The 20,511-nt window shown below is 72.9% G+C and carries 22 protein-coding genes and 2 riboswitches; of the genes, 7 read left to right on the top strand and 15 right to left on the bottom strand.

The window, feature by feature from the left end; translation table 11 throughout:
• The first annotated feature begins 26 nt into the window (after positions 1–26).
• Together DB033_RS16355 and DB033_RS16350 are read left to right on the top strand one after the other, a co-directional pair.
• Positions 27–824: a DUF1684 domain-containing protein gene (locus tag DB033_RS16355; RefSeq protein WP_111767949.1), complete on the top strand. Its 798-nt coding sequence runs from the start codon at positions 27–29 to the stop codon at positions 822–824.
• Positions 825–866: 42 nt separating this feature from the next.
• Positions 867–1,358 (top strand): NADPH-dependent FMN reductase, encoded by a 492-nt coding sequence (locus DB033_RS16350; protein WP_111767948.1) that lies wholly within the window; start codon positions 867–869, stop codon positions 1,356–1,358.
• Positions 1,359–1,361: 3 nt separating this feature from the next.
• On the opposite strand, the gene DB033_RS16345 is transcribed toward DB033_RS16350, so the two are convergent.
• The 8 genes from DB033_RS16345 to DB033_RS16315 all read right to left on the bottom strand — a co-directional run bounded on the left by DB033_RS16345 (position 1,362) and on the right by DB033_RS16315 (position 8,897).
• A complete protein-coding gene (locus DB033_RS16345) occupies positions 1,362–2,045 on the bottom strand; it encodes a GNAT family N-acetyltransferase (protein WP_111768386.1) in 684 nt (227 codons plus the stop codon).
• 62 nt (positions 2,046–2,107) lie between these two features.
• Complete coding sequence (locus tag DB033_RS16340; protein WP_111767947.1) at positions 2,108–3,478, bottom strand: NtaA/DmoA family FMN-dependent monooxygenase; 1,371 nt, start codon at positions 3,476–3,478, stop codon at positions 2,108–2,110.
• Positions 3,475–4,686, bottom strand: coding sequence for an LLM class flavin-dependent oxidoreductase (locus tag DB033_RS16335; RefSeq protein WP_111768385.1), 1,212 nt, complete (start codon positions 4,684–4,686; stop codon positions 3,475–3,477). Before DB033_RS16335 ends, DB033_RS16340 begins: the two co-directional genes overlap by 4 nt.
• A gap of 64 nt (positions 4,687–4,750) precedes the next feature.
• On the bottom strand, positions 4,751–4,837 hold the full coding sequence (locus DB033_RS21840; protein ID WP_420814085.1) for a putative leader peptide: 87 nt from the start codon (positions 4,835–4,837) through the stop codon (positions 4,751–4,753).
• Positions 4,838–4,874: 37 nt separating this feature from the next.
• Positions 4,875–4,988, bottom strand: a riboswitch (SAM riboswitch).
• A 70-nt stretch (positions 4,989–5,058) separates the two neighbouring features.
• On the bottom strand, positions 5,059–5,721 hold the full coding sequence (locus tag DB033_RS16330) for a methionine ABC transporter permease (RefSeq protein WP_111767946.1): 663 nt from the start codon (positions 5,719–5,721) through the stop codon (positions 5,059–5,061).
• Between the two features lie 22 nt (positions 5,722–5,743).
• On the bottom strand, positions 5,744–6,769 hold the full coding sequence (locus DB033_RS16325; protein ID WP_111767945.1) for a methionine ABC transporter ATP-binding protein: 1,026 nt from the start codon (positions 6,767–6,769) through the stop codon (positions 5,744–5,746).
• A 34-nt stretch (positions 6,770–6,803) separates the two neighbouring features.
• Positions 6,804–7,769: a MetQ/NlpA family ABC transporter substrate-binding protein gene (locus tag DB033_RS16320; protein WP_111767944.1), complete on the bottom strand. Its 966-nt coding sequence runs from the start codon at positions 7,767–7,769 to the stop codon at positions 6,804–6,806.
• A gap of 234 nt (positions 7,770–8,003) precedes the next feature.
• A riboswitch (SAM riboswitch) is annotated at positions 8,004–8,119 on the bottom strand.
• A gap of 115 nt (positions 8,120–8,234) precedes the next feature.
• Positions 8,235–8,897, bottom strand: a complete 663-nt coding sequence (locus DB033_RS16315) for a response regulator transcription factor (RefSeq protein WP_111767943.1) — start codon at positions 8,895–8,897, stop codon at positions 8,235–8,237.
• A 69-nt stretch (positions 8,898–8,966) separates the two neighbouring features.
• Between DB033_RS16315 and DB033_RS16310 the strand changes: the two genes are divergently transcribed.
• The gene (locus DB033_RS16310) at positions 8,967–9,323 is read left to right on the top strand and encodes a BlaI/MecI/CopY family transcriptional regulator (RefSeq protein ID WP_111767942.1); all 357 of its coding nucleotides are present in this window, start codon (positions 8,967–8,969) and stop codon (positions 9,321–9,323) included.
• Positions 9,324–9,327: 4 nt separating this feature from the next.
• The gene (locus tag DB033_RS16305) at positions 9,328–10,218 is read left to right on the top strand and encodes a M56 family metallopeptidase (RefSeq protein ID WP_157970738.1); all 891 of its coding nucleotides are present in this window, start codon (positions 9,328–9,330) and stop codon (positions 10,216–10,218) included.
• Between the two features lie 79 nt (positions 10,219–10,297).
• On the opposite strand, the gene DB033_RS16300 is transcribed toward DB033_RS16305, so the two are convergent.
• The 3 genes from DB033_RS16300 to DB033_RS16290 form a co-directional block, all read right to left on the bottom strand.
• Complete coding sequence (locus DB033_RS16300) at positions 10,298–11,872, bottom strand: DHA2 family efflux MFS transporter permease subunit (RefSeq protein ID WP_111767940.1); 1,575 nt, start codon at positions 11,870–11,872, stop codon at positions 10,298–10,300.
• Entirely contained in the window at positions 11,869–12,501 is a 633-nt protein-coding gene (locus DB033_RS16295; protein WP_205843954.1) for a PadR family transcriptional regulator, read from the bottom strand. The genes DB033_RS16300 and DB033_RS16295 overlap by 4 nt, the downstream gene beginning before the upstream one ends.
• Positions 12,502–12,650: 149 nt before the next feature.
• Positions 12,651–13,577, bottom strand: coding sequence for an EamA family transporter (locus DB033_RS16290; RefSeq protein WP_111768384.1), 927 nt, complete (start codon positions 13,575–13,577; stop codon positions 12,651–12,653).
• A gap of 73 nt (positions 13,578–13,650) precedes the next feature.
• Between DB033_RS16290 and DB033_RS16285 the strand changes: the two genes are divergently transcribed.
• Entirely contained in the window at positions 13,651–14,571 is a 921-nt protein-coding gene (locus DB033_RS16285; protein WP_205843953.1) for a LysR family transcriptional regulator, read from the top strand.
• Here DB033_RS16285 and DB033_RS16280 read toward each other — a convergent pair.
• Positions 14,561–15,589: an EamA family transporter gene (locus DB033_RS16280; RefSeq protein WP_111767938.1), complete on the bottom strand. Its 1,029-nt coding sequence runs from the start codon at positions 15,587–15,589 to the stop codon at positions 14,561–14,563. The two genes, DB033_RS16285 and DB033_RS16280, sit on opposite strands and share 11 nt — an antisense overlap.
• 77 nt (positions 15,590–15,666) lie before the next feature.
• Here DB033_RS16280 and DB033_RS16275 point away from each other — a divergent pair, with 77 nt between their 5' ends.
• Entirely contained in the window at positions 15,667–16,209 is a 543-nt protein-coding gene (locus tag DB033_RS16275; RefSeq protein ID WP_111767937.1) for a CGNR zinc finger domain-containing protein, read from the top strand.
• On the top strand, positions 16,206–16,493 hold the full coding sequence (locus tag DB033_RS16270) for a hypothetical protein (RefSeq protein WP_111767936.1): 288 nt from the start codon (positions 16,206–16,208) through the stop codon (positions 16,491–16,493). Before DB033_RS16275 ends, DB033_RS16270 begins: the two co-directional genes overlap by 4 nt.
• Positions 16,494–16,507: 14 nt before the next feature.
• On the opposite strand, the gene DB033_RS20790 is transcribed toward DB033_RS16270, so the two are convergent.
• From DB033_RS20790 to DB033_RS20975, 3 genes are all read right to left on the bottom strand, one after another.
• Complete coding sequence (locus tag DB033_RS20790) at positions 16,508–16,672, bottom strand: hypothetical protein (protein ID WP_157970737.1); 165 nt, start codon at positions 16,670–16,672, stop codon at positions 16,508–16,510.
• 47 nt (positions 16,673–16,719) lie between these two features.
• On the bottom strand, positions 16,720–18,045 hold the full coding sequence (locus tag DB033_RS16265) for a reverse transcriptase family protein (protein WP_111767935.1): 1,326 nt from the start codon (positions 18,043–18,045) through the stop codon (positions 16,720–16,722).
• 216 nt (positions 18,046–18,261) lie between these two features.
• Positions 18,262–20,445 (bottom strand): PKD domain-containing protein, encoded by a 2,184-nt coding sequence (locus DB033_RS20975; RefSeq protein WP_170315574.1) that lies wholly within the window; start codon positions 20,443–20,445, stop codon positions 18,262–18,264.
• Positions 20,446–20,511: the final 66 nt, after the last annotated feature.

Here is a 20,511-nt window from a genome sequence, read left to right as displayed (position 1 = left end):
CCACCGACCGATACGGAGAGACCACGATGACGAGCACCACGCCGACGGACCTGCAGACCGACTGGCAGCGGTGGCACACCGCCCGGGAGACCGATCTCGCCGCCCCCCACGGCTGGCTGTCGATCGTCGACCTGATCTGGCTCGCCGACACCCCGGCGACCACGTCCGCGGTTCCGGGCCGGTTCTCGCTGACGCCGGACGGGACCGCCCGCTACGAGCCCGACGGGACGACCGGGGTGACCCTCGGCGACACCGGCCGGACCGTGGACGCCGCCGTGACCGCTGACGGACCCGAGGGCGGCAGCGACATCTGGCTGCGGCACGGCGCGGTCGCCGTCGAGCTGATCCGCCGCAGCGAACGACTGGCGATCCGGGTCCGGGACAGCACCGCGCCCACGCTGACCCGGTTCCGCGGAGTGCCGGCCTACCCGGCGACACCGGGATGGGTGCTGACCGGGACGTTCCTGGCCGGGCAACCGCATCCGGTGGTGGTCGGGGCGGCGACGCCCGGCCTCACCCACGTGGTGACCGTGGTCGGCACGGTCGACGTCGAGATCGACGGGGTGCCCCAGCGGCTGCGGGCCGTGTCCGGTCCGGGCGGCCGGGCCCAGCTGGCGTTCCACGACCCGACCAACGGACTCGACACCGCGCCCTGGCGGACGCTGACCTTCGACGCGACCCCGGGGCCGGTCACCCTGGACTTCAACCGCACCGTCAACCTGCCGTTCGCGTTCTCCGCGTTCGGCACCTGCCCGCGGCCCGTCGAGGGCAACGTCGTCACCCGGCCGGTCACGGCGGGGGAGCGCACGCCGGACCCGGTCTGAGAACCCGCCGCCTGCACCGCTCCGTCAGAACGGATTCCCACCATGCGCACCGCCGTCGTCGCCGGCAACCTCAAGCCCGCCTCCCGCACCCTGGCCGCCGCCGAACTGCTCGCCGAGCGGTTGACCGGAACTCCCGCGGAGGTCGTGGTGGACGTCGTCACGCTCGGACCGGGCCTGCTCGCCTGGGGCGATCCGGGCGTGTCCGCGGCGATCGAGGCGGTGCGGGCGGCCGACGTGCTGATCGTGGCGTCGCCGACGTACAAGGCGACCTACACCGGCGTGTTGAAGCTGTTCCTGGACCTGTTCCCGACCGGCGGCCTGGACGGGGTCACGGCGTTCCCACTGATGCTCGGGGCGGGTCCCGGACATGCGTTGGCGCCGGAACTCTCGCTCAGGCCGGTGCTGGTGGAGCTGGGTGCGGTGTGCCCGAGCCCTGGTCTGTATCTGCTGGACTCGGCCTGGGCGGAGCCGGACGCCGGCGCGGCGTGGCTCGAGGTCGCCCGCCGGCGGCTGCCGACGGGCGACCCGGGCTGACCGTCAGGCCGCGGGCGAGGTCAGGATCGAGAAGTCCGTGTAGCGGCGCAGTCCGAATCCCAGCGAGCGGTACAGGCCGATCGCGCCGACGTTCGCGGCCGAGGCGTGCATCAGCGCCCGGTCGCCGCGCTCCCGGATCCCGGCGGTGACCGCGAGCACCAAACGGGTGCCCAGACCGCGTCCGCGGTAGGCGGGATCGGTGCAGACCGCGCTGATCTCGGTCCAGCCGTCGGGTTTGATCCGCTCGCCGGCCATCGCGGTGAGCTTCCCGTCGTGCCGGAACCCCAGGTAGCTGCCCAGCTCGACGGTGCGCGGCAGGAACGGCCCCGGCTTCGTCCGAGCCACGAGGTCGAGCATCTCCGGGACGTCGTCCGGGCCGAGCCGCAGCGCCTCGGGATCGGCCACCGCGGCGACGGTCCGGTCGACGAGCTGCACGCCGGGAACGGACTCGCCGACGGTCCACCCCGCGCCGGGCCGCGGCCCGGTGCCGGCCAGCAGCACCGTGGCGCCCGGTCCGACCAGTTCCGCGAGATCCACCCAGGCCTGCGGGTCGGCGCTGTCGGCGAGTGCCACGAACAACGCCACGTCCGAGCGGTAGCGGGCGGCCAGACCGTGCCGGACGGCGAGGTGGGCGTGCCGCCCGGTGAGCGCCGACCAGGCGGGGTTGTCCAGCACCGGATCACCCAGCCTCGCATCCGCGGGACCGTGGACCTGGGTGGTGGTGCGGGGGACGTCGGCGGTCTCGGTCGTCACGACGCGACCCTACGCTCGACGCGATCACCCCTGGCCGGGACGGCGAGCCCGAGGTTGTCGCGCAGCGTGCTGCCGGTGTACCCGGTGCGGTGGACGCCCCAGTCCTGCAGGATCGGCACCACCGTCTCGACGAACGGGTCCAGCCCGTCCGGGGTCACGTGCGGGACCAGGATGAACCCGTCGCTCGCGTCGGCCTGCACGTAGTCGTTGATCGTGCGCGCGACGGTCTCGGGGCTGCCGATGAAGTTCTGCCGCGCCGTCTGCCGGATGACGACGTCCCGCAGCGACAGGTGCTCGGTGGCGCCGAGCTCGCGCCACTGCCGGGCCGTGGCCAGCCGGTCGCCGAACATCCGCACGCTGGCCCGTCCCTTGGCGATGGTGTGCTCGCCCTCGACCGGGTCGAACTCCGGCACCGGCCCGTCCGGGTCGAGATCGGACAGGTCCCGGTTCCACACGTGCTCGGCGAAGCGCAGCGCGGTCTGCCCCGAGACCTGCAACCGACGCACCTCGGCGGCGAGATCCTCCGCCTCGCGGTCGGTGTCACCCAGGACGAAGGTCGCGGCCGGCAGCACCAGCAGCTCCTCGGGTCGCCGGCCGTAGCGGCCCAGGCGCCCCTTGACGTCGGCGTAGAACGCCCTGCCGGCGTCGAGGGTGCCGTGCCGGGTGAAGATCGCGTCGGCGGTGGAAGCGGCGAACTCGCGGCCGGCGTCGGAATCGCCGGCCTGGAAGACGACGGGCCGGCCCTGCGGGCTGCGCGGGACGGTGAAGCGGCCGTGGATGTCGAAGTGGTCGTCGCGGTGGGTGAAGTCGCCGACCTCGGCAGACCGGACGAAGGTGCCCGAGTCCCGGTCGGCGACGACCTCGTCGGCGGCCCAGGTGTCGAACAGCACGGTCGCGGCGTCCAGAAAGGCCTTGGCCCGGGCGTAGCGCTGATCCTCGGGGAGGAAGCCGCCGCGGCGGAAGTTCTCCCCGGTGAACGCGTCCCAGGAGGTCACGACGTTCCAGGCGCCGCGGCCGCCGGACAGCTGATCCAGGGTGGCGAACTGCCGGGCCACCTCGTACGGCTCGTTGAAGGTCGAGTTGATCGTGCCGGTCAGACCCAGGTGCTCGGTCACCGCGGCCAGCGCGCTGAGGACGGCGAAGGTGTCGGGCCGGCCGACGACGTCGAGGTCGTAGATCTCGCCGTTCTGCTCCCGCAGCCGCAGACCTTCGGCGAGGAAGAGGAAGTCGAAGAGCCCGCGTTCGGCGGCGGCGGCGAAGCGGACGAACGAATCGAACTCGATGTGGCTGCCGGCGGCCGGGTCGGACCAGACCGTCGTGTTGTTGACGCCGGGGAAATGGGCGGCGAGGTGCACCTGCTTGGTCATGCGGAGACTCCCTCGGGGGTGCGGGTGGCGGCGTAGCGGCTGACCGGGCGGTCGAGGCCGAGACGGCCCCGCAGGGTGCGGCCGTCGTAGGCGCGGCGGAAGACGCCCCGCTGCTGCAGCAGGGGCACCACGGCGCGGGTGATGGCCTGCAGGTCGTGCGGCAGCGTCGCCGGCCGCAGCCGGAAGCCGTCCAGGCCGGCGGCGGCCCAGTCCTGCAGCTGATCGGCCAGCTCGGCCGGGGTGCCGGTGACGATCGTCGCGTCGGAGGTCCACGGAGCGCCGTCCAGGTCGTCGAGCCGCTCCCGGCGGTCACGGGCGGCGCCGGGTTCGTCGTCGAGGAAGACGACGAGGTCGGCGAACACCCGCAGCGGTCCGGCGTCCGCGGCCAGGGTCGCCCGCAGACCCTGCACCGTGTCGACGATGTCGCGGGCGGCGTCCCGGCTGTCCGGGGTGACGAACACCAGATCCGCACCCCTGGCGGCGAAGCGGTAGGGCCGGTCGGTGTGCGCCAGCGCCGCGACGACGGGCTGCCCCTGCGGTGGACGGGGCACGATGGACGGGCCGCGGACGCTGAAGAACCGCCCGCTGAAGTCGATGTGGTGCAGCTTGTCCCGGTCGACGAACCGGCCGGTGGCCACGTCGCGGATCTCGGCGTCGTCCTCCCAGCTGTCCCAGAGACGGCGTACCACCTCGACGTGGTCGTCGGCCTCGGCGAACAGCTCGTCGACCGCTGCGGCGGCGGCGGGGGAGCCGTCGAACACCGGCGGTACCGTCCGGCGCCCGAAGTGCGCGGCGTCGGCCGGAGCGGCCGACACCTGCGGGCGCCAGCCCGCGCGGCCGCGGCTGACGAAGTCCAGGGTGGCGATGGCCTTCGAGACGTGGAACGGCTCGGTGTGGGTGACCTGTGCGGTCGGCACCAGTCCGATCGCCGAGGTCGTGGGGGCCACCCGGGACGCCACCAGGACCGCGTCGAGCCGTCCACGGACCTGGTCGGTGCGACGGTCCGGGCCGTCGCGCCGGGTGGACTGCAGCCCGAGCGAGTCCTCGAGGGTCACCAGGTCGAGGAGGCCGCGCTCGGCCTCCTGGACCAGGTCGGTCCAGTAACCGGCGGTGAACAGGTCGGCGGGCCGGGCGGCCGGTTCCCGCCAGGCGGCCGGGTGCCAGCCGGCGCCGTCGAGGGCGACGGCCAGGTGCAGGGGTGCGGGCACGGTGATGCTCCGTTCGAGGGGGGAGGGACAGCAGACGATGTCGGACCCGCGGACCACCGCGGCGTCACCGGCAGAGCGCGCTGCTCACCCGCTGCAGATCGACGTGCCGGCGGCTGACCCACCGTCGCCCGAAGGCCGTCGTCTCCGACATCGCCGCACCACCATCTCGACTCGGAACGGCGCACCGCCCACTGTGCTTGCCGGGTACCGACGGGACCCGGCCGGGTCGTCACCTGGAGCACCCCACCACCAGAGAGGGTTGCTGGTCGGCCAGCCAGGGCTTGTCGCCGACACTCATTACCTACTGCAAAGGTAGCACTTGGAACGGCCGTCGGCGACGGTCCCGACCGGTTCCCGGCCGGGACCGTCGCGTCAACGGCGCAGCGCGGTCCGGGCCAGCCGGTTACCGACGAACTGGGCGAGCTGCACGATGACGATGATGGTCAGCACCGCGACCCAGGTCACCTCCCAGTCGAACCGCTGGTAGCCGTAGCTGATCGCGAACTGGCCGAGGCCACCGCCGCCGAGACCACCGGCGACGGCGGTCATGTCGATGATCGCGACCAGCACGAAGGTGTAGCCGAGGATCAGCGGGCCCAGCGCCTCGGGGATCAGCAGGCCGACGATGATGCGGATCGGGGAGGCGCCCATCGAACGGGCCGCCTCGATCACCCCCGGGTCGACCGTCACCAGGTTCTGCTCGACGATCCGGGAGACGCCGAAGGACGCGGCGATGACGAGCGCGAAGGTGGCCGCTCCGGTGCCGATGGTGGTACCGATCACCGACAGCGTCAGCGGGCCGATCGCGGTGATGAAGATGATGAACGGGATCGGCCGGACGACGTTCACCAGCAGGTTGAGAACCGTGTACACGACGACGTTCTGCAGCAGACCCCCGCGCCGGGTGGTGAACAGCAGCACTCCGATCACCAGCCCGAAGAAGCCGCCCAGCACCAGCGTGGCCCCGGCCATCCAGAGGGTCTGCAGCACCGATTCGCCGTAGATCGGCCACAGCAGGTTCCAGTCGGTGTTCACCGGGTCACCTCCGTCACGGTGTTCATGCGGCGAGCTCCGTGACGGTGGTGACGTCGCGGAGGCGGTCGACGACGGCGGCCACCGCCGGATCACTGCCGGTCAGGGCGAGGGTGAGGGTGCCGAACGACCGGCCGTCCAGCGCGCCGATACCGCCGTGCACGATCTCGAAGCCGACGTCGCCCTCGCGGGCGGCGGCGCCGAGGACGGCGCCGATCCCGTTGCCGTCGGTGACCCCCACGCTGACCAGCCGGCCTTGGTGGGCCGCCTCCAGCCGGGCGACCTCGGCCGCGTCGGGCCGGTCCCGCAGGACGGTTCCGACGAAGGTCCGTGCGGTCGGTGTCCGCGGTGAGGCGAAGACGTCGAACGTGGAACCGATCTCGATCACCCGGCCCCGCTCCAGCACCGCGACGCGGTCGGCGATGGTGCGCACCACGTCCATCTCGTGGGTGATGACCACGATGGTCACGCCCAGTTCGGCGTTGACCCGCTTCAACAGCCGGAGCACGTCGTGGGTGGTCTCCGGGTCCAGTGCGCTGGTCGCCTCGTCGGCGAGCAGGATCGTCGGCTGGTTGGCCAGCGCCCGCGCGATCCCGACCCGCTGCTTCTGCCCGCCCGACAACTGGTCGGTGTACTCCCACGCCTTGTCGGTGATGCCGACGAAGTGCAACAACTCGGTCACCCGCGCCTCGACGGCCTCCTTCGACCAGCCCGCCACCTTCAACGGGTAGGCCACGTTGCCGTAGACGGTGCGCGAGCGGAACAGGTTGAACTGCTGGAACACGGTGCCGATGGTGGCGCGCACCGGGCGCACCTCCCGCTCGGACAGCGCCGACACCGCTCGCCCGTCGATGACCACCTCGCCGGAGGTCGGCCGCTCAAGCACGTTGACCAGCCGGGCCAGCGTGCTCTTGCCGGCGCCGGAATAGCCGATCACGGCGAAGATCTCGCCGCGCTCGATGCTCAACGAGACGCCGTCCACCGCGGTCACCGCGGAGCCCTTGCCTCGGTAGGTCTTGGTGACGTCCCGGAACTCGATGACCGGGGTCACCGCCGCAACCCTCGGCAGCGGAGGGGTTCCCGGTTCACGAGGCGTCCCGGACGACGGTCTCCAGGCCGGCCAGGATGGTGCCGAGGTCGGCGGCGGGACGGTCGACGATGACGGCAGTGTCCTTGGACGCCGCGACGACCGCCGCCGTCACCGACGGGTCGTGGTAGAGCTGGGCGATCCGCAGGAAGGTGGGGTTGTCCTTCTGGTCCGCGCGCGCGACGAAGGCGTTGATGTACGGCTCGGCCGCCGGCGCCGCCGGATCGTCGTTGTACAGCGCCTTCGACGGGTCGAGATCGGCGTCCAGGGCGAAGTTGTTGTTGATGACCGCGGCGTCGACCGAGGGCAGCGAGGCCACCGTCTGGGCGGCGTCCACCGGCGTCACGGTCACCTTCGAGGCGGCGGCGTCGATGTCGGCGGGGGTGCTCAGCGGGTCGCCACCACCGGTCAGGCTGATCAGGCCGGCCTGCTGCAGCACCAGCAGGGCGCGGGCCTGGTTGGTGGCGTCGTTCGGGATGGCGACCTGGCCGCCGGCCGGGATCTGCGCGAGATCGGTGTGCTTGCCGGAGTAGACGCCCAGCGGTACCACCACGGTCGCGCCGATCGGCGTCAGGGTGTCGGAGTTGGCGACGTTGTAGTTGGCCAGGAACAGCAGGTGCTGGAACAGGTTCAGGTCGATCTGACCCTGGGAGAGCGCCGGGTCGGCCTGGGTGTAGTCGGTGAAGTTGACCAGTTGGATGTCGATGTTCTCCCTGGCCGCGAGATCGACCAGGATGGGCCAGTAGTCGGCACTGGCCTCGGTGGTGCCGACCTTGACGGTGACCCGGTCGGCGGCGGCCGCGGGCTCGTCGCCGCCGCGCAGCGTCGCGAACAGGATGCCGGCGACGGCCACCACGGCCACCACGGCGAGCACGATCCAGCGGGTGGGGCCGCGGTCGCGGCCGGGGCGGGCGGGTAGAGCGGTGATACCGGACGGGGTGGGTGAGTCGGGGGTGGTGCTCATGGGTGTACCTCCAGGGGGACGGGACACCGGTCGCCGGGCGCGGCCGTGCACCACCGGGGAGGCGGTGCGGAGCGGCGACGGGACGCGGTGCGGGGGGTGCGGACCCGTCAGGCAGGTCCGCGGGACGTCAGGGCCGGCGACAGCCCCCGGACATGGCCCGGCCGGGCGACGGGCGCACGGACGGACGGGACGGGGACGTCAGGGCAGACGGGGACAACGCGGAACTCCTCGGCAACAGTGCGCTTGCGCCGGACCGGGACGGTCCGCCACCTGGTCGTCACCCGGAGCACCCCGCCGCACAGGAGGGTTGCCGGCCAGCTAGCCGGGGCTTGTTGCTGGCACTCGTGACCGTCGCCCACGGTAGGCAGCCGCGGCGGAGGCGTCAAACCGACGGGGTGTGATCTCGGGCCGCGGACGTGACTACCGTTGCGCAACCGGTGCTCTCGCGCGGTGTGGGCCGCGTCGTCAGGCCGGAGGAGGTGCGGCGGGTGCGGTGCCGATGCCGTGCAGCCGCCAGGCGATCGCCGCGGCGTGGGTGCGCCGGCTGACGCCGAGCTTGGCGAACAGGCCGGTGATGTAGTTCTTCACCGTCTTCTCGGCGATGCCCAGCCGTGCGGCGATCTCGCGGTTGGACAGGCCGTCGCCGATCAGCCGCAGGATGCGCAGTTCCTGCGGTGTGCAGTCGGTGGTCTCGTCTCGGAGGGCGCAGCCGCGCCGGCTCGGACAGCTGGACCGGGCGGTCGCGGTGAGGGCGGCCCGGATGGCCGGCGAGGCCGCGTTCTCGGGCAGCGGGGCGAAGCGGGCGCACGCCGGATCGGTGCGGCGGTCTCCGCCGAGGGCGACCAGGGCGACCCCGGGCGCGGCGTCGGCCAGTCGGCACCAGGTGGTGGCGTCGATGAGGTGGGCGGCGACCACGATCGTCCGGTAGCCGCCGGCGGGTGCGGCCGCCACGGCGGTCAGGGCGTCGGTGAGCGAGCCGACGGCGCGGACCTCGGCGCGGGAACCCTCCAGGATCGACATCAGACCGACCCGCACCAGCGGACGGTCGTCGACCAGCAGCACCCGCGTCGTCGGCTCGGCCACGGCCACGGCGGGACCCGGACGAACCGGGGCTGCCGTCGAGGTCATGCACCCAGTATGCTCTACACAAGGTAGAAGTTTCTACATGACGTAGAACAAGTTCTGGACGGTGCGGACGTGAAGACCCTCGGCGATCTCGAGCGGGCTGTGATGAACGTCCTCTGGGACGGCTCCGGTCCGTTGACCGTGGCGGAGCTCGCCACGCGGCTGCCCAATCCGGACCTCGCGGCCACCACGTTGCTCACCGTCCTGTCGCGGCTGGAGGGCAAGGGTTTCGTCGTCCGCCACAAGGTCGGCCGGGCGGCGTCGTTCGCTCCGACGGCCACCCGGGAGGAGCACGTCGCCGAGACCCTGCGGGCGGTGCTCGCCGACGCCGCGGATCCGTCGGCGGCGCTGGCACACTTCGTCGGCGGGGCCTCGGCCGAGGAGGCCGACGTGCTGCGCGGAGCGCTGCGCCGCCGCCGGCGCGACTGATCCCGTGCTGCTGACCGGGGGGTTGCTGGCGATCCTCGCCGTGCTGCTGGCCGACCCGGTCCCGCGGCTGCTGAGCCGCGCCCGGTGGGTGGAGCGCGAACCGGTCGCGGCGCTGGTGCTGTGGCAGGCGGTGGGTCTCGCCGCCGGGCTCTCCCTGCTCGGCGCCGGTCTCGAGCTCGCCTTCCACGATCACGGCACGAGCCTGCCGGGCGCGGTCGGGACGGTGCTGGGCAACATCGCCGACGGCCGTCCGCTGCGTGGCTGGGGGGCGGCGCGGCTGGTCGTGCTGGTGCTGACGGTGGCGCTGGGCCTGCGGTTGTTCTGGACGCTGGTGCGCAGCATCGCCCGGGCCGGCGCGGCCCGGCGGCAGCAGCACGACGCCCTCGACATCCTGGCCACCCCGTGGCCGGTCGAACCGGGTGTCCTCGTCCTCGATCACCCGACCGCGGTCGCGTACTGCCTGCCCGGTGCGGTGCCCCGGCTGGTGGTGTCGCGCGGCACGCTGGACGCGCTGACCGACACCGAGCTGCGGCTGGTGCTCGCGCACGAGCGCGCCCACCTGCGGTTGCGGCACGACGTGGTGGTGCTGCCGTTCGTCGCCTGGGGCGCGGCGTTGCCGTTCCTGAACAGCGTCCGCCGGGCGCAGCGCGCGGTGGCGGCGCTCGTCGAGATGATGGCCGACGATGCGGCGGCGGTCACCGTCGACGAGCGGGCCGCGCTGCGGACCGCCCTGTGCCGGCTCGGCGGACCGACCGCGAACCAGGCCGTCGCGCTGCGCTCGGCGCGGCTGGACCGGCCCGCCGAGACGCGTCCGGGGATCCGGCGCGCCGCTCACGCCGCCGCGGCCGGGCTGCTCCTGCTGCCCACGCTGCTGGTGCTGGTGCCGGCGTTCTGACCCGGGCCACGTCACCCCGGAGCGACCGGCGCACCTGGGCGCACCGGGTAGGCCGGTCGGGCCCGGGGGAGTCCGATCCTCAGCCGGCGGCCGCGTGCCGTCCGTAGCTCGCCCCGGCGGTCGCGGGGGTCTGCCCGGCCGTGTCCTGCGGAGCGGGCTCCGCCGGTGCACGGTGTCCGGTGGGCGCCGGCGTCCGGGTGAACATCAGGGCCGCGATCAGGCCGATGACCAGCACCGCGGCGGGCAGCAGCAGGGCCTGCCCCATGGCGTCGGCGAAACCCTCCCGGAGGGAGCCGGGCAGCGCACCCGCGGTCATCTCGGCGGCGGCCGGATCGACCCCGGCGCCGGTCGGGAGTTCGGCGACGAGCCGGCTCTGCATGAGCGTGCCGATGCCCGCACTGCCCAGGACGGCACCGATCTGCCGGGTCGTGTTGTAGACCCCGGAGCCGGCGCCGGCCAGCTGCCGCGGCAGGTTGCGGGTGGCGGTGGCCGACAACGGCGACCAGATGAACGCGTTGGCCACGCCCATCAGGGCCATCGGCAGCAGCAGCTTCCAGATCGCCACGTCCGGCGCGAGCATCAGGGCGAGCCACACCAGGGACACGATCAGCAGCGTCAGTCCGGTGCCGGCGATGTAGCGGGGGTGCGCGCGGTCGACGAGCTTGCCGACGCGCGGCGCGAGGGCGCCGGTGAGGACGGCCATCGGGATGAACAGCAGTGCCGCGCGGGTCGGGGTGAGGCCCGCGACCTTCTGCGCGTACAGCATCAGGGGCAGCGCCATACCGGTGACGGCGAAGCCCATCGAGCTGATGCCGATGTTGGCCAGCGAGAAGTTGCGGTCGCGGAACAGGCTCAGCGGCAGCAGCGGCTCGTGGCGGTTACGGCTCTGCCACCACAGGAACGCGCCGAGCACGACGAGGCCGACGGCGATCAGCGACCACACCGAGATCGGTCCGGCGATGGTGCCCCAGTCGTACTTCTGGCCCTCCTGGATGCCGAACACCAGCAGGAACAGACCCACGCCCGAGAGCACGATGCCGGGGATGTCGTAGCGGTGGGTGTTGGTCGGCAGCGCCGGAACCCAGCGCATGGCCAGCACGAAGGCGATGACGCCGATCGGGAGGTTGACGAAGAAGATCCACTCCCAGCCGAGCGAGTCGACCAGCACACCACCGGCGATCGGGCCGACCAGGGTGGCGACACCGGCGACGGCGCCCCAGAGACCCATGGCGGTACCGCGCTTGTCGGGGGCGAAGGTACGGGTGATGACCGACATCGTCTGCGGCGTCATCATCGCCGCACCCAGGCCCTGGAAGACCCGCGCCACGATGAGCATCCCGGCACTGCCGGACAGGCCGCACCACAGGCTGGACGCGGTGAACAGCGTCAGGCCCATGAGGTAGACGCGCTTCGGGCCGATCTGGTCGCCGAGGCGGCCGGTGAACAGCAGCGGTACGGCGTAGGCGAGCAGGTAGGCGCTGGTGACCCAGACCACCTCGTTGATGTCGGCGTTCAGGCCGGTCATGATGGCCGGCGTCGCGACGCTGACGATGGTCGAGTCGACCAGGATCATGAAGAACCCGATGACCAGCGCCCAGAGCGCCCGCCAGGGGTCGACTCCGGTCGCGGCGGGGGCGGGTGCGGCGTGGGTCATGCGGGGGATCCTGCGTTCTCGAGAGGGGTGTGCGCAGAGGTGGCGTCGGGGTACGGGCCCGCGGCGCCCGGTGGATGCCAGGGGATGGTGTCGTCGGTCAGCTCGGCGACGAAGCGCCGCAGCCAGTCGAGCTCGGTGTGGCGCATCGTGCGCTGGTAGTCCGCGTCGACGAGGTAGCGGCGGGGCACGCCGCGGGCGGCGGCGGCGGCGATGCCGCTGTCGTACCCGGCCAGTTCGGCGGCGAGACCGTCGATGCGCCGGTGGAGTGCGGCGACGACGTCCTCCCGGGGGAGGTTGTGCGCCTGGGCCAGGGCGAGCGGGAACATCGGGTAGTCCGGTTCGGGCCGGGCCAGCTGGTCGCGGACGGTGTCGTCCAGCACGGTGCGGCCGGCGGCGGTGATGGCGTAGGTGGTGCGTTCCGGGCGGTTGCCGCCGCGGTCGGTGCCGACGACCTCGGTCAGTCCGGTCTCGGTCAGCCGCGCGACCGCGTGGTAGAGCGTGCCGCGCCGCACCTTGACCAGTCGGTCCTCGGAGCGGTCGATGAGCAGCTGGAACATCTCGTAGGGGTGCATCGGCCGCTCGACCAGCACGCCGAGGGTGGCCAGCGCGAGGGGATTCAGCAGGGGCACGGCACATCCAGGCATCGACGACGTTCACGCGGAGGTAATGGTCCAGCTGGACTATTCCATCCGGAACTGTACGTCGCCGTCGGCCGGGGTGCAACGACGCACTGGGCACCCGGACGCGCACCGCTCAAGCGGTGCGAGCGGACGACGGCTCAGGCGGTGCGAGCGGGCGACGGTTCAGGCGCGGCGACCGGAGCCGGAGCCGGCACCGGCTTCCGGCGTCGAGAGGAGCCGAGCAGCACTCCGGCGATGATGGCCACCCCGGCGAGGAGCTCGGTGAGGTCGATGCCCTCGTCGAAGATCAGCCAGGAGGAGAACACCCCGACCACCGGCACCAGCATCGAGAACGGCGCCACCGTGCTCGAGGGGTAACGGCCCATCAGGGTGTTCCAGATGCCGTAGCCGAGCAGGGTCGCGATGACCACGACGTAGAGCAGGCCCAGCACGGCGGGTACGGCGTCGGCGGTCGCGACCGTCGACAGTGAGTCCCAGATGCGCTGCGGGCCTTCGACGAACAACGACAGCGCCAGCATCGGCAGCACCGGGACCGTCGACATCCACAGGGTGAGGTGGAAGGCGTCGGGCGCCTTCGCCTGCCGGCTGCACAGGTTGCCGAGGGCCCAGCCCAGCGCGCCGCACAGGGTGAGGGCGACCGGCAGCAGTGCCGCCACCTGGGCGCGGTGCGCCGCGATCACCGCGAGACCCGCGACCGCCACGACGATCCCGGCGACCTGCCGGCCGGACAGCTTCTCCCGCAGGAAGATCCCGGCCAGCACGACGGTGAACGGGGCCGAGGCCTGCAGGACCAGCGACGCCAGCCCACTGGGCATGCCGGCAGCCATCCCGAGGTAGAGGAAGGCGAACTGCAGGGTGCCGATGCCGAGTCCGACACCGATCAGCCAACGCACCGGCACCGCGGGCCGGGGCACGAAGACCAGGGTCGGCACCGCGATCAGCGCGAAGCGCACCGCCACCATCAGCAACGGCGGGAAATGCTCCAGGGCCAGCGCGGTCGCTGGGAAGTTGAGGCCCCAGCAGACGGCGACGAGCACGGCGAGGAGGCGGTCACGGGTGGTCACGGGGTCACGCTGCCAGGCGCCGACCATGAAGCACAAGCACCAGGACCTGAACACATCTTGTAGCGTTGCTTCAGTGAGAACCGATCACCTCGATCTGGACCAGCTGAACCTGCTGCGGGAGCTGGCCGACCGGGGCTCGGTCACCGCGGTGGCCGACGCCGTCGGACGCACCCCGTCGGCGGTCTCCCAGCAGCTCAAGGCGCTGCAGCGGCAGGTCGGGGTGCCACTGGTCGAACGCGTCGGGCGGGGGGTCCAGCTCACCGATGCGGGTCGGGCGCTCGTCGTCGGGGCGGTGACGGTGGCGACCGCACTCGCCGAGGCGCAGGCGGGCTGGCAGGCCTACCGGGGTGACGTCAGCGGCACCGTCCGGCTGGCGTCGTTCCACTCCGCCGCCGAACTGCTCATCCCCGGGCTGCTGCACCGGCTCGCGCGCTTCGGCCGGCTGCAGCTGGACACCTTCGACGAGGACGTGGCCCAGGACGACTTCGCCGGTCTCACCGCCGACTACGACATCGTCATCGCGCACCGGTCGGACGACGTCGCGGTGCCCGACCGGCCGCAGATCGTCGCCACGCTGTTGATGCGCGAACCGTTGGACGTCGGTCTGCCGCTGGACCATCCGCTGGCCGGACGGGACTTCGTGACCGCCGAGGACCTGGTGGGTGAGGCCTGGATCGTGCCGCCCCCGGAGTACCCGATCGACCGGGTGCTGACCGCGGTCGCCGCCCGCTCCGGGCTGCCGGTGCGGGTGGTGCGACGCAGCACCCACCTGCCCCTCATCGAGAAGTTGATCACCGCCGGTCACGGCATCGGTCTGCTACCCCGGCACACCAGCGCCGACCGGGCCGCCGGCCGCTTCGCGTTGGTGCCGCTGCGGCAGATCCGGGCCGGCCGGGTCGTCGAGGCGTTGTGCCGACCGGACCGGGCCGCCCGGCTCGCCGTCCGGACGGTGCTCGACGAACTGGTCGCCGAGGTCGCGCAGGTCACCGGCTGACGGGGACCGCCGTGGCGAGTGGCGCGGTGGGGACGGGCGCCTCGACCGGTCGCGCCGGGCTGCGCTGGGCGACGACGGCGCCGGCCAGCAGCAGTGCGCCGCCGGCCAGCTCCCAGGCCGACAGGTGCTCGCCGAGCAGCATCCAGGCGCTGATCGCGGCGACCACGACCTCCATCGTCGCGACCACCGCGGCGATCGGCGCGGGCAGTCGCCGCAACGCCGCGATGCCGGTGAGGTACGCGATCACGGTGCCGACCACGACGACCACGGCGAGCAGCAGCCAGACCGGGACCGCGGTGCCGCCGAGTTCCCCGCGCCGGCCGAGCAGGTGCCAGGGGAAGTCCGACCACGACTGGGTCAGGCCGAGCACGACCGCTCCCGCGGCCGCGCCGAAACCGGCCAGCTGCGGACCGGGGATCTGCCCCTTGAGGGCGTCGCCGACGAGGAAGTACGTCGCCGACGCCACTGCGGCCAGCAGGGCCGCGCCGACCCCGACGGTGTCCAGGGCGAAGCCCTGCCACGGGCGGGCGATGAGCACCAGCCCGACCATGGCGGCGCCGATCGCCAGCCACACCGCCCGGTGCTGCGGTCGCCGCTGCGCCAGCAGGGCCCACAGTGCGACCAGTGCGGGTGAGGTGTACTCGATGAGCAGCGCCACCCCGACGGGCATCCGGCTGATGGCGACGAAGTACAGGACCTGGATGGCGACGAAACCGATCACCCCGTAGGCGATCACGGCGGCGATCGCCCGCGGCGTCCACGCCACCCGCCGCACCGCCGGCCGCAGTCGGTGGCCGACGCCGACGATCAGCAGCAGCACGAGTGCGGCGCCGGTGATGCGGAACTGCGCCAGCCACATCGGGGTCAGCTCCGGTCCGGCGGCGGTCATCGCGGCCTTGGCGGCGACGCCGGCCGAGCCGAAGGCCAGCGCCGAGACGCCGGCGAACATCAGGCCGCTCCGCCGGTCACGCGCCCGGTCGGCACCGGTCCCGATGATCGTGCTCTCCTGGACGGACACGGCACCTCCCGTATGTCATGAGCTAAAGTGGCTATGACGCATGACAGTATTCCGCCGCGAGGTCAGGAGTCAACCCGATGTTCGCTCATGACACGGAGTGGGGCCTCACGGCCGCCGCCGCCCTGGTCAACACCGCCGTCCGCGACGAGGAGCGGTTGCCCGACATCGCCGCGCTCGACCGGTGGCTGGACGTCAACGACTACTCGGGCCGTCGCGACCTCGACGAGGCCGAACTGCGGCAGGTGCGCGCGTTGCGCCCCAGGCTGCGCGCGCTGTGGAGTGACGGCGACGTCGACCGGGTCGCCGGTGCGGTCAACGAACTGCTGGCGCAGGCCGAGGCCCGGCCGTTCCTCAGCCGGCACGGCGGCTGGCCGTGGCACCTGCACCTGACCCCGTCCGAGGCGCCGTTGGCCAGCCGGATCACCGCCGAGGCGGCGATGGCCTTCGCCGACCTGATCCGGGTCGACGCCCTGGACCGTCTCGGGCGCTGCGCGGCCGAGGACTGCGACGCCGTGCTGGTGGACCTCACCCGCAACCGGTCACGCCGCTTCTGCGACACCGGCAACTGCGGCAACCGGCAGCACGTCAAGGCCTACCGGGCCCGCCGGGCGGCGGGGTGAACCCGCGCGACGCCCCTCCGGCGGTGTTCGCCCGGCTCGGCGCACTGCTGGTCCTGGGGTGGCTGGCCCTCGGAGTGTGGGGCTACCGGCTCGCGCTCGACGGTGACGTCCGGGGCGTGATCGTGCCCGTGGTGCAGCTCGCGGCGGCCCTCACCGCGTACGGATGGCGCACCGAGCCGGTGTTCCGGCGGTGGCGGTCGCTGCTGACCGTCCAGGCGGCGGCGCTGGGCCTGGTGGGGGGACTCTCGGCGGTCAGCCTGCTGACGGTGGTGATCGCCGGCTGACCGCCGACGACGGCTCAGCGCTCGGCGATGTCGTCCTCGAGCATCTCCTGGTCGATGTCACCGGACACCACCAGGTCGTTGGGGTCGGTGCCGTCCTTGACGGCAGGCTCCGCGGCGGTGTCGGACTGCGTGTGCTCGTCGGTGAGCGGGTGCTCGGTGGCGTCGTCGTGGTGGCCCATGGCGGTCTCCCTCGGTTGCAGGTGACGGTCAGGTACCCGTTCCGCCGTCAGTCACCCCATGCGACAGCGTCGAATGCGGCCCGCAGGCGGGCACCCCGCGCGGGATGCAACGCCGCCACCCAGCTGATCCGGCCGAGCAGGTGCGCCCGGAAGTCGTCGTGCCCGTTCCGGTCGGCCGCCTCCGGCCCGTTGGTCACGCAGTCGTGCAGGACCGCGCGGAGCCGGTCGTACTCGGGCCGCGCGAGGGTGGTGTGCCGGTTGACGACGATGCCCGTCACCGACTGGCGTTCGTGGGACCGGCGGATCCGGGTCTTGGCCGGATTCAGCCGGTAGCCGGCTGCGCGCACGATGCCGTCCACGGCATGCAGCAGGGCCTCGGCCGCCCGGCTGAGCTCCGGTCCGCCGGAGAACGTCAGGTCGTCGGCGTAGCGGGTGTAGGTGACGCCCGCCGCGCGGGCGTAGGCGTCGAGCCGGCGGTCCAGCGAGAACGCCACGAGGTTCGCCAACTGCGGTGACGTCGGTGCGCCCTGCGGCAGGTGCGGGGTGGCCAGCCGGCGGCGCAGCCGGAAGTCACGTCCCCGGTCGGGTCCGGGCGGCATCGCGCTCAGCGTCGCGACCGGGCTGGCGTGGGTGGTCAGCGCGGTCAGCAGGTGCGCCACCGGCTCCGGGTAGCCGGCGGCGCGCAGCACGCCCCACACCCGGCCGGCGCGGACGGCGGCGAAGAAGTGCTCGAGATCGACCGTGACGACCACCGCCGCGCCGACGTGCGGTGCGGCGCCGGTGACCGCCGACCGGCCGGGGACGAAGCCGTGGGCGGCCGGGTGCACCGGGATCGGCGTCAGCAGGCCGTCGAGCACCTTCCGTTGCAGCGCCTTGAGTCTCGGCTTCGGAGCCTCGAGAAGCCGTGCCCCCGCCGGTTTGTCGAGCCAGTGGTAGCGGTAGTGGGCGATTCGCCGGGACGGCGCGCGGCGGGCCCGGCTCTGCGGGTCGGCGAGCAGGACCAGTTCGTCCGGGTCGACCGCGAGGAATTCCGCCAGCTGCGCGACGTGGTCGACCCGCGGCGTCGGGAACGGCCGGGACACCGTGGTGGTCGGGGTGGCGACCCGGACCAGGGCCTTCGGCGGTCGCCGCCGACCCAGGGCCCGCTGCACCGCGGGCGTGGTGCCGACGAACCCGGCCAGCTCGCGGGGCCGGTCCAGGGGTGGGTGCGGGTAGGCGGCCAGCACCTCGACGGCGAGCGGCCGCACCCATCGGACCCGTCGGCTGGTTCGGTTGAGCGTCGCACTCATGGCCCGGATCAGGCCGCGGCGGTGCCAGGTGCCGGCGAGCATCGCTTCTGCCAGCGCGGATGCGAGCGCGGTCTCAGCCGACACGGCGCAGGTCCGTGATGCGGCGGGGGTGGTCGACCTGTCCCTGCTGGGCGGGCACAACCTGGCGCGGAGCGCCACGACGTGCCTGCACGGTCGTGCTTGCTGCGGTGTTCCGGCCCCGGGGGTACCCCGGAGCGGCCGGGCCGTCGCCGGCCGGCGTTCTCGCCCACCCCCGCCGCATCGGCCCCACCCTACGCAGGGGGTCCTCGCGGCGCCGGGTCACTGCGGAACCGTCGCCGACCAGTCGTCGATCCGCAGGGTCAGCGGGGCGTCGGTGACGGTGGAGGACAGATAGGCGCGCAGGCCGGTGGAGCCGCCGACCTGCATGCCGGCCTGGCTGCCGGTGGCCGTGCGGGTCCACCCGGTCGGCTCGGCGGTACCGGCCTTCCACACCTTCAGCTGCAGTATGGTGGGTGACGCCCCGGTGACGAGCAGCCGGACGGCGAGCTTCTCGCCCGGTGCGAGGGACAGACCGGTGACCGTGCTCGGCGGCACCAACGACACCTCCGCACCCGACCCGGGTCGGAACGCCAGCCCCGCGGTCACCGCGCCGTTGGCCGACAGCTTGAGCAGCGCGCGGTAGTCGCCCACCGTCGTCGTCCCGCTGACGACGCGGCGGCCGATGGGGTTGAGCTGCAGACCACCGCCGGTGATCGGCCGGTCGGCCCACAGAGTGGTGCGCAGGTCCACCGCGGGAGCGCTGCCGCCGGGCAACAGGACCGTCTTGTCGTTGCCGCCGGCCAGGGTGATCGCCCCGGAGCCGTCGCGGACCGACGATCCGGACGGCGCCGACCACGGGCCGCCGACCGGTGCCGTGCCGAAGCCGGCGGCGACGGTGCGGTCGAATTCGTCGCGGGCGACGACGGCGGGTCCGGCGGGTGCGGTGACGGTGACGGAAGTCGTGACGGGTGCGGAGGTGGCGCCGGCGTCGTCGGTGACGGTCAGGGTGACCGGGTAGGCGCCGGCGGCGGCGTAGCTGCGGGTGGTGGTGGCGCCGGTGCCGGTGCTGGTGTCACCGAAGTCCCAGGTGTGGGTGGTGACGGTGCCGTCCGGGTCCGACGAGCCGGTGCCGTTGAACGTGCAGGTCAGGCCGGTGCAGGACGAGGTGAACGCGGCGGTCGGCGGTTGGTTCGGCGGCGGTGCGGTGACGGTGACGGAAGTCGTGACGGGTGCGGAGGTGGTGCCGGCGTTGTCGGTGACGGTCAGGGTGACCGGGTAGGTGCCGGCGGCGGCGTAGCTGCGGGTGGTGGTGGCGCCGGTGCCGGTGCCGGAGTCACCGAAGTCCCAGGTGTGGGTGGTGACGGTGCCGTCCGGGTCCGACGAGCCGGTGCCGATGAACGTGCAGGTCAGGCCGGTGCAGGACGAGGTGAACGCGGCGGTCGGCGGCTGGTTCGGCGGTGGTGGGCCGCCGGTGATCGAGAAGGCGTCGGTGAGGTTGCCGTCGGTGCGGACGAAGGTCGCGTCCAGCCGGGTCTCGGTCGCCGACACCTTGAGGTAGCCGTGGCTGGGATTCTGGTTCGACCCCGACGCGGTCACGAAGTACGGAAGCTCGGCGTCGGCGATGTTGACCTCGCGCAGGCCGACGCCGCCGGTGCCGACCGTCGCGGTCACCAGGCCGGCGCCTTTGACCAGCGCCGAGTCGCCGTCGGCGACGCAGGCGGCGTTGTAGGAGCCGGGTTGCACGGCGGGGCATCCGGCCGCGAGGGCCAGCTGCTTGCTGCGCTGGTACATGTGCTCGTGCCCGGACAGCACCAGGTCGACCTTCTTGTCCACCAGCAGATTGAACAGGTCGGCGCCGGGGTCGCAGGCGTACACCCCGACGGTCAGGCACGGCTTGTGCATCCCGACGACGACCCAGGGGATGCCCGCGGTGCGCGCGCCGTCGATGGCCCGCGCGGTCCAGGTGTAGCGGGCACCACCCGCCGGATAGGTGTAGGTGCCGTCCGGGAAACCCAGCGACGGCGAGATCTGGATGAACCGCACCAGCGGCTGCGACCGGGGCACGTCGACGTAGTACTGCTTGCCGTAGGTGCCGATGAGACCCGGCAGCTGGTTGGGCAGGCAGGCGCCGAAGTCGTTGATGTTGCCGTTCTGGCCGTTGCTCTCGTGGTTGCCGGCGAGCAGTTCGAACGCGTAGCCGGGCGGGAACTTCGCGGTCACGAAGTCGCACCACGCCTGCTCCTGGCCGGCGACCCCGTACGACAGGTCGCCGACGGTGAGCGTCAGATCGCTGCCCTGGGCTCCCATCGACGTCAGCACCGCCCCCGCGGCGGCGTTGGCCGAGAAGTCACCGGCGGCCAGGAACGTCACCGAGTCCTCGGCCGGGGCGCTGGTCGCGCCCACCGCCATCGCGGTCAGCGTCAGGGCCAGCACGATCCGCAGCGAGCGCCGGTGCTTCGTCATGCGACGCAGCGTAGGGAACCGGACGAACCGGGCACAGGGGGAATCACTCCCCGTGCCCGGCTGCTG

Source organism: Nakamurella deserti, from assembly GCF_003260015.1.
GTDB lineage: Bacteria > Actinomycetota > Actinomycetes > Mycobacteriales > Nakamurellaceae > Nakamurella > Nakamurella deserti.
The sequence above is the reverse complement of the archived record's forward strand: the minus strand, read 5'-3'. Positions and strand labels throughout refer to the sequence as shown.

Coding starts and splice junctions, on each gene's coding strand:
- DB033_RS20975 (WP_170315574.1), bottom strand. CDS start 20,445: ATGACGAAGCACCGGCGCTCGCTGCGGATCGTGCTGGCCCTGACGCTG.
- DB033_RS16300 (WP_111767940.1), bottom strand. CDS start 11,872: ATGACCCACGCCGCACCCGCCCCCGCCGCGACCGGAGTCGACCCCTGG.
- DB033_RS21840 (WP_420814085.1), bottom strand. CDS start 4,837: ATGTCGGAGACGACGGCCTTCGGGCGACGGTGGGTCAGCCGCCGGCAC.
- DB033_RS16275 (WP_111767937.1), top strand. CDS start 15,667: ATGTTCGCTCATGACACGGAGTGGGGCCTCACGGCCGCCGCCGCCCTG.
- DB033_RS16340 (WP_111767947.1), bottom strand. CDS start 3,478: ATGACCAAGCAGGTGCACCTCGCCGCCCATTTCCCCGGCGTCAACAAC.
- DB033_RS20790 (WP_157970737.1), bottom strand. CDS start 16,672: ATGGGCCACCACGACGACGCCACCGAGCACCCGCTCACCGACGAGCAC.
- DB033_RS16350 (WP_111767948.1), top strand. CDS start 867: ATGCGCACCGCCGTCGTCGCCGGCAACCTCAAGCCCGCCTCCCGCACC.
- DB033_RS16315 (WP_111767943.1), bottom strand. CDS start 8,897: ATGACCTCGACGGCAGCCCCGGTTCGTCCGGGTCCCGCCGTGGCCGTG.
- DB033_RS16355 (WP_111767949.1), top strand. CDS start 27: ATGACGAGCACCACGCCGACGGACCTGCAGACCGACTGGCAGCGGTGG.
- DB033_RS16320 (WP_111767944.1), bottom strand. CDS start 7,769: ATGAGCACCACCCCCGACTCACCCACCCCGTCCGGTATCACCGCTCTA.